The organism is Leptospira gomenensis (genome assembly GCF_004770155.1).
GTDB lineage: Bacteria > Spirochaetota > Leptospiria > Leptospirales > Leptospiraceae > Leptospira > Leptospira gomenensis.
The window spans coordinates 1-9,493 of the sequence record NZ_RQFA01000035.1; the positions used below are offsets into that span (position 1 = coordinate 1).

Below are 9,493 nucleotides of genomic sequence, written 5' to 3' on the forward strand. Positions count from 1 at the left end.
GAGCCTTAATTCCCGGTAAACTTTCGCGATATTTTGCTTTGTTGTTTCATTTTCCTCCTCATTTCAATTTAGGACCCGTATGACGATGCTACTTGATTTTCTTTCCTTTTTTTCCCGCAGATTTCCCAGTCAGCCTGATTCGATTACAAAGACCTCCGATCTTTTTGGGTGTGAGTTCCCACAAAAAGAATCGGAAACGTTTTTTCAGTGTGAGTTCCCGCAAATTCGTTCGTTGGATTCGGTTTCCGGAATGGACCGGAAGGATTGGAACGAAATCGACCAAATGGTAAGTTCCGGCCTTTTCCCTTCGGTAAGCGGAGTGGTAGATCCTACCAATTCGGATGTTTCTTTTGCCGGAAACGCCCCTTTTCTTTTTGAAAATAACAACCCTAATTTCTCGGAATGGAATATGTCTTTAGAAACAAACTTCTCTCAAATAACTACTGAAACTGGTTCTTCTTCTTTTGGAATTGGTTCCTTCCTTTCCGGACTGAGGTTTTCCCGGCCTTCTTCGGTTTCGTCGGAATTGCTACGTACGACTTGGTGGTCGCGTGGTGTTCGTTTTTTACCTTCGGGTTTTTTGGGTAGGGGTAGGGTTGGTTTTGGTGAGAGTTCCCGCATTTCCGATGCGAGTAGGAAGGAAGAGTCGTTTTCTTGTGAGAGTTCCCACAGGCTGCAGGGACAAGATTCGGAATGGAAACGTAAGAGTTCCCACACGCGGAATGTGCGGACGAATTTTTTAGGGGAACGGGAATCGATCTGGAGCGGGCTTACACTTTTGAACGGCTTGGATCTTTTTTTCGGTCGGATCCGAGTTGCGACGTTGACGAGCACCGGAGTTCCGACCACAGGCGCGACCGGAAGCGTTTCGAATACGAGTAGTAATTCCGACGAAAGGTATTCGCCTGAAAAAGGATTGGAAAAATCTCCGAGTATGGAATTCGGGTCCGGGGTTTTGGAAACGGAAGAATTACCCCGGAGAGGGGGTGGCAAAAGACGCGTTAGTCGGCTTTTGCCAGGGGGAGGCTTCCCCCACCTAACGAATGCTTGGTGGACGCGTTCGGTGGCGCTTCCGATGATTTTCGTTTTTTTGTTCGACTTCGTGTTTTTGCCGGTTTGGGAAACGGATGGGTTGTTCGCGGATCCGTTCGACGCTTCGTTTGAGGAGCGGAACAAATCGAAGGGTCGTTTGGAATCGTATTTTAACGCGGCGGAGAAGGCGACGGACGAAGCGCAGTGGCAAACGGTGATCGAAAGCGGTAAACGGATTCTCGGCGCGGAATGGGAATCGAACGCAAACGTAGAGATCGAAAAGGAATTAAAAAATTTCTCGGGCACGTCGGCGGCGAAACAGGAAGCTCGACTTGCGCTCCAAGCCCAGAAGACGATCGCTTCTGACAAATGGGAAGCTCAACTTTCGCAAGAGATCTTGGAGAAAAGAGGCGCTTGGAAAGCGAACAAAAGAAAACAGGATTTCGAATCGTATTTCACGACGGAGAAAAAGAAGGAGATCCGAACGGCGCTCGAGAATTTGGTGAAGGCTGCCAACGACGCGAAGAACGCGGTGTCGGTTGACGCGGACGCGAGCGCGAAATTGTCGGCTTGGGACAACACGATCCAAACGGGACTTTTGGGTCCGGGTGGTGTTCGCGCCCTTTGGGAAGAGCATATCGCATCGATCAAATCGAGCATCCTCGGAACGGCGGCCGCCTTGACTGGTTCGGAGAAGACCGAGTTCGAAAAGACGTTAGGCGAAATCGAATCGTATTACAAAAATTACTTTTCCCTCGAGGAAAACGGAATCAAACTTCCCGCAAGACAGGGTCTTGTAAAGAGCCTGAATACGGAATCGGACATCGCGATCGCGCAGGAAACGGATCCGACGAAACTCACCGAACTTTTGATCGAAAAGACCAAACAACAACTGGATCCTTCTACGGGCGCGCTTTTGAACCAACTGGATCAGATCGGCAACACTCCCACGAGTTTCGACGACATATCGGGTGCGACGACTCAAGAGAAGGTGTTACAAGCTCTTCAGAACGGCCAGAAACTTTGGGACGAAGCGATCGAACAACTGATCGTGAAAAAACTGCAATACGACCGCCAAGCCGAAGACAAACGGATCCGCAACGAAGAACAATGGTCGAAGGCGTATTACGCCCTTTTGGACGCGCAATCCAAATGGACGAAGGACGTGAACAAACAGATCGAAGACGGTCTGAAAAAATGGGACGACTCCGAAGCCAAACTCAAGATCAACAAAGAGAAAGCATTACAAGAATTGAATACGTATTTGACGACGAGCCAGGAGCAATACATGGCTCACGTTACGGGTTTGCAGGGTATGATCCTGGGAAGCGCGGATACGGTGAAGGATATCGTCTCCAACATCAACTGGTATCAGGAGATGATCAACAAGGAAAATTCGAAAACGACGACCAAGGACACGGCCCTCATCGCGACATATACCGCGGAGAGAAACAAATGGAAGGCTCTCGAAACTCAGTTTAGAAAGAGCGTCGCGAATATCCAAAACAAGATCCACGACGAGGATATCCTGGGCAACAACGGAGGAGGGGGGATCTTGGACGACAACGGAAACCCCGCGGATCCGTATTTGTATTCGAGTTCTGAGTTCGAATACAGACTCGCCAAAGCGGAGTTAGACGAACTGGAGAAGAAGAAAAACCGCGCGCAGGCGGTTTTGAATCTGGCGGAACAAAACGTTTCGACGGTGAATACTACTTCCTTGGCCGCCGAACTTGCGGCTGCGAAAGCGGCGTATGAGGCGCAACAACAGACATATCTGACGATGCTCCAAGCGTTGAACGGAAACACACCTCCCGTGACGGGGACGACGGGAATGGACGGCAACTCGGGAAGCAACACGAGTACTCCGAGCGCTCCTCCTCCCGCGAGCACCCAACTTTCGCAGTTGGAAGCGGCTAAAAAAGCGGCTCAAGACAAACAGAAAGAACTGGAGCTTGCGCAGAACGAACTGGAACAAGCGCGCAAACGTTTCGACGAAGCGAAACAACTTCAGATTTTGCTAAACAACGCAAGTCTCGAATTTTTGGGAGATCCGGGCAACGTGAGTTTGGACGGGACGTATGATCCGAACAATCCGAACAAGGGAATCAAATACGAAATCTATCAAGCGGATCAACAGATCGCCCAAGCGAAAGTAAAGTTGAAGGACAACGAGAAGGTATTTTTCTCGAAGAACTACAACCAGACGAACGCGAAACGAAGCGAACTGTTTTTCGGAGACATCTGGAACCGGGTTCAGAGTTTCGAGACATCCAAAGAGAAGTTGAGCATATTAGAAAATGCTTTATTCAGTTCGAGCCATCCGGAATGGACGGTTCTTGACAAGGTGAACGAACTACTCAAACCGGAGAATACGGTACTTGTGAGCGTTCTTGGAAACGCGGGCGCGACCCAGATCAAATCTCAACTTCAGAGTCTGAAGGACGTTTTGCAAAAAACGATTCAAGATCCGGAAAAACCGGCGAGTGCACCTCCGGGTCCCGAGAAGACAAAACTTTCCTGGAGCGTGGAGAAATTCGGCGCGAGTCTGGATCCTCTTTTGACGAAGGCGGATGCTCTTTCTTCGAACTTTCAGACTTCGAACAAAACGCTTCTTTCGGAATATTCGACCCGTATCGGCAACATCGATACGTTTTTGTCTGGTTTTGCGACGACCTACAATTTGAACGCAGGATATTTGGAACTTACCAATTTCAAAACCTGGAAGGAAGGGCTTGCGACGGCTCTTTCGAAATGGGACGAGTCTTCTTCTTCGTTTAACACCGCTAAGGCGGAGTTCGCGACGGCTCTTGCGGCCTACAAAACATACGTTGCTGCGCATCCGGATGCGCAGCAGCAGGACGGCGTAGAATTTCAGGGAGAGATTCAAAAACTGACCGTTGCGTTCGGTAAATTCCAGGACAAAACTTCCGAACTGGAAACGTATTGGGACGATCTTTCGACCCGCACACAACATCTTCGTTTCGAATCTCTGGATCGTTTGCAAAGGGCGAAGACCTTGGTGGATATGTCCACACTGGACACGGGGACCCGGAGTTCGTTAAAGAATCAGATCGGTTCGTTTAACACGAGTTTTACGAAAAAGGACGCGACGGGTAAGGACATTCCGGACGACGTAAGCGCGTTTTTGACGTTAGGCGGAACTTCTTTTAGTCAGAGCGCAAACGCGTTCGGTGATTATGCTACCCGTTATTCCGGTTACAGACAAGCGGTGGAAGAGAAGTCGGCGGCTCTAGGCGGTTTGACGGGTATTCTTTCGCAACTTGTGGAAGGACAAAGAGCGAGCGTTACGGCGCAGAAGGCGCAACTAGGTTTTTTACTCGATGAGGACGGTGATATCGAAAGTCTTCAAGAGACCGTGAACAGCGTAGAGATTACGGCTAAGATCGAGGCGGCGAAACTGGACGACCGCGTGGCTCAGATTTTGAAATCCAAGCTGGGAAATTTGGATCCGGACAAATCGAAGAGAAAGTTCGAACCTTTGTATCTTTCGATGACGGAGGAACTCGGTCAGTTGTATTCGGGTTTTAAGGGCACGGCGGACGAAATTCTGGAACTGAAAGCATACCAGATCGCACTTTCATACATTAAGAATAACGCAAGTAGTTTGCAGAGTTCGTTTTCAAACGACGGTGAATATGCAAAACTCAAAGAGGATCTGAACAAAACTACCCAAAGAACGCAGGCGACTCGGGATTGGTATGTGAACGATCACGGATTTTTGTCGGAAGCGGACCGGATTGCGTTTCGAATGTCGGATGATCCGGAAGAGAGACGAAAGGTTTCTGAGTATTTCAGTTTTGGCAGCACGTTCGTTTTCGGGAATGCGACGTTGCAGGCGAGTTCCACGTTACTCGGTCTTGCGGGTAGTATGCGTAGTTTTTCGGAGAACGTGAAATCGGGTGCGATCCTTTCGGGTTTGCAGGACGATTATTTTTCCGAACAGGAAGAGAGCGCTGGCGGTTTGTTTCAGGAGCTCGTTTCCGCTGCGGGAATCGGTAGTTACAAGGCGATCGATTTTTACAACGATTCGGTACGAAGCGCTCCGGGTGTGGACGAGCTGGATACGGTGAAGATCGCGGAGAAGAAGGCGCAACTTGCGGCTTTGGTCGCGAGTTTGACCAAACCGGAGGACAAATTAAACGCGCTCCTCGGCGCTTCTTCGCAACTCGGAAATATTTTCGGGACCTTGTCGGGTGCGAACGTGAAAAAGGATCTTCTTTCTTGGCAAGCGGAGATCGCCCAGGCTAAGAGTTTGTTCGCGAATTTGGATGCGACGATGCTCGGGCCTTTGCAGACGTTTTCTTCGAAGTTCGATGATCTATTAAATTTCTTTAATACTCCTTCCAAGACGCAGATGGGCGCGTATGCGGGCGGGCTTTTGAGTCCTTGGAATTCGCTTCTTCTTCAGGAAGATTCGAACAGCCCGATATATGAAAGCGCTCCGGATCAGGACGGGAATCCTCCGGACTCGGCGGTGTGGACTCCTACGTTCAAGGACGTGAACGGAAAGTTGCCTTGGGAAACGGGATACGATTCGGCTCATTTGAACGTTACGGGTTACAACAAGACGTTGTCGGATTTGGACTTGAGCGTTTTGACTTCGAAGAAGAATTCGTTCGAGACGGAACTTGCGAAGTGGGACGGTGAGAAGACGAAGGTTGCGGGTAAACTGGCTTCGTATCGCGTGAAGTTGCAAGCTGTGACGGACTTTGTCGCGGCTCACCCCACCGACTATGCCGATGCGGAATCGGGTAAATACTTGGAACTGATCACGGCGCTGAAAACGGAAGCGCTTGCTTTGACGACGGCGCATTCGGAAACGTTAAACTATTTTACGAACGTGAATTTGAAGTTCGAGGAACTCAAAAGCGAACAGGAATACGTTACGCGTCTTGCTAAACAGAAGTTGGGTCTGTCGGTGGACAAGGTTTTGGTTCCGGAGAAGTTTGTGAAGGCGGGAGATCCGAGCGAGTTGTCGGATTCGATCGCGAACGAAAAAGCGCTCAAGGAACAGATCCTTGTCACGAATCCGGGCGGTTTTTCGAAGGTGTTGCCAAGCGCTTCGAACATCGTAAAGAGCCTTGCGGAGTTCGAGTTTGGGGGTTTTAAGGAATCGGGTCAGTATTCCTCGTTTGCGCAGAACGGAGTGTATTTCTTTTTCGGGAATTTGAATCAGGTGAACGGGGTTTTGAACTCCGCATCGACTACGATTTCGGGTAACGTGTCGGCTTGGGTTGCTTCCCGCGAGGGAAGGGACGTTCCTTTGAACACTCTCGCAGACAAGTTGAGTTCTCTGAACGATCGTGTTGTGTATTACAAAGCGGGGAGCGCTCCGAACCAGATCGGTCAATCGGAACTTACGGGGATCGTTTCGAACCTCCGGAATTTTCTTTTAGAAAAACAATTTCTGGGTCAGGAGTTTAATCCGGTGCTCGGTCAGATCGTGGAAGCGGCGGGTGTATATACGGATCAGATCGAGAATATCAAACATCTTCAAGCCAATCAGTCGATTTCGAAAGAAGAGTCTAAGGCGCGTTTGGCGGCTGCGGAAGAGGCGAAGACTACGCTTCAGGAGATGGCGAGTTTGACGAACGATCTTGCCGGTCTTTTGGCTTCTAAAACTTCTTCGGGCGCTCCGCTTTACACCGATTTGTCGAAGGTGGAATCGGTTTTTTCGAAATACGAGGAATTGAAAAAACGAGTGAAGGACAGTTCCGCGTTCGAGGCGAAATTCAAATCGTCGTTAGGCGACGCGTATTGGCTCGGGGCTTGGAACGACTACAAGGACAGATTGAATTCGGCGGAGTATCTGTTCGAGGCTTCGACTCAAGAGAAGTTGAACGATTTGAAAAACAATTCCTGGGAAGTGTACAAACGCAATTTGGCGAACGCGTATTTGACGAACCGCGTCGGCAATCCTATCTTACCCGAATTTTTGAACGAACTGCGTGCGGGTAAGTTTAACGTTCTTGTTCCTAATCAGGGAGTGGTGGAGATCAACTCCAAGTTTTTGGGGGCGGCTTTGTCGGAGGCGCAGATCCAGGAGATCGGCTCGTATTTGAAACTTCCGGATGCGAAGGCGATGATTACGAGACAGGGGATCATCGGAGACTTGGACGATTTTTTGAAGGATCAGGATCCTGCGTTTTTGGGCGAGTTGCGGGACGTGGCTCTTGTGAGTTCGTATGCGGAGTTGAAGTCGGGGATCGCGCAAGGGGGAGTGTTTAGCGACCGGGATCTTCCGGAGGAGTTGAAGGACTTCGCGCTCATTAGTTCTTTTGAATATTATTTAAACAACACGACGAAGGAAGTGATCACGGGCGAGGGTGCGAGCGCGGTGAAGTCGTATGTGAAGAAGTTTACCGCTTCGGATGCGGATTCGAGAAGGGCGGCGATGTCGGAGTTTCTTTTGAAGTTGGGTCCGGTTCACAAGAAGGGTGCGGACGGCAAACTGGTGTTAGATACGACTCGTCAAGGAGAGATCGAATCTCTTACGAACGATTATTTGAACAACTACGGCTCTAAAAATCCTTCCGGCTATTTGAGTTCTCAGATTTTGAAGGACTTCGAGGGCAGGGAAGCGTTTTTCAAAGAGAAGGAGTTGCGGGTTGCGAGAAAGAACGACTCTTCGATTCCGGCGAGCGATTTGAAGGAGGAGTTGAGTTACAAGGACTTGGACGCTCTCAAGGACTGGATCGTGGAAGCGAAGTTTGATCCGGCGACGGAGGCGGCGATTTTGGACGCGGCTAGGATGGACTTTTTGGTTTCGAATTTTTTCGGAGAGGACACGGAGGATTTGAAGGCGGAGGACTTGGCTAAAAATCCGGAGCTTGCGAAGTTTTACGGCGCGGGTGGCAAGGGTTATTTCAGCCAGATGGACGGCGTGTTTAGTTCCTTGGGGGTCGGCGCTTTGACGGTTGCGGAGAAGGACCGGTTTCGTCTTTTGAGCGGTGGTGTTGCGGACGCTTGGGGTCTTTGGCAGTATGATCCTTCGAGCCTCATTACAAAAGAAGTATATTCAAAAAACTTTACCTATGCGGAAGACTTTCAGGATTTGCAGGAGGGTTTGAAGAACGAATCTCTGCGGATGCAGAAGGAAGTCGCGGCGGCGAACGGGGACGTGAGAAAGGCTCGTTATTTGAACGATTACAAAAAGGGTCTCGTCAAGTTCAGCAGTTATCAGTCGTATTTGGGTGTTCCCGCGGGTCAGGTTGCGAGCGACGCTCTTACGAACGAGGCTCTTGCGATATCGGGGACGTTACGCGAGCTTGAGGAGGGCGCAGAATCGAAGTTAGGCGCTCTGTTTCATCTTTTGGAGACTCAGAAGAGTTTCGTTTTCGACAACACCGCTTTGGAGGATGCGTTGCCGGACGATCCGATCCAGACGGTTTCGGATTTGAATCCTGGTTTGAAGAAGACGGCGAAGTTTTTTTCGGATGTGTATTCTTTGAGCGACGGTGTTTCGGCGAAGGACGCGAGCGGGAAGTTTGTGTTCGAGGGCGCTTTGGGGAATTTGAAGTCGCGGTTGGATCAGAGTTTGAACGTGGTGAGTCCGGGGAGCGTTGACTACGACAAGTTTGCGACGGAGGTGGGAAAACAGAATTCGGCGATTTCGACTTTGAAGAACACGATTTCGATGGCCGGCCAAAGTTATGTCATGCTTTTGGAGAAGTTTAACGAGGGTTTGACTCCGGCTCAGATCAAACAGGAATTGATCAACGCGAAGACCGCCTTTGACAACGCGAACAAGAAGATCGAGGGTGTGGTTCCCGGTACGGGTTTGAAAAAGCAGTATGAAGACGCTTTAGAGAACGTGAATGTGTTGCAGAACGCGTATTTGACGGCGGAGGGGAACGTGAGCAACGCCTACAAATCGATGTTAGGCGCCCAGGATATTTTCAATCAGAAGGCCGCCCTCTATGACTATGCAACGCTTTTGGAATATTCAAAACATTCGAACTTGTATCAGAACGGTGAGTCGGTCGCAAACGGAGAACTTCCCGCGGGATATATCGACACTCCGAAGAAGTTGGCGAAAGAAAGAGCCGACGCGGCGATTGCCGCCTTTGAAGCCAAGAAAAAGGAAGTCGAGGCTTTGAAGAAGAAGATGGACAGCCAGGTGAGTTTGGCGGATCTGCAAGCATATGTGAAGAACGAAAGAGAAGAAGCGGAGAAGTGGGCGCAGTTGTCCGTGAAATACAACAACGCGGAACAACTTCTGCGTCAAAAGATTTCGAACCTGAAAGTGCAGGTTGCCAATCAACAAAGGGTTTTGGATACGGAGCTGGACAAGATCTGGCCTTTGCCTTTGGGCAAAACGGACGCTGGGATGTATGAGGACTTGGGCGGTGCTCTTGACTTTGACAGCGAGAAGTATTTGAAGACGGAGGAGTGGAACCGGGACCGTATGCGTATGGTGGAGGGGATGATCCAAAAC

1 pseudogene is annotated in these 9,493 nt (G+C 49.9%); it reads left to right on the forward strand.

Annotated elements, in window-relative coordinates:
* Window positions 1-724: 724 nt before the first annotated feature.
* A pseudogene (locus EHQ17_RS08370) lies at window positions 725-9,493 on the forward strand (hypothetical protein); the annotation flags it as partial.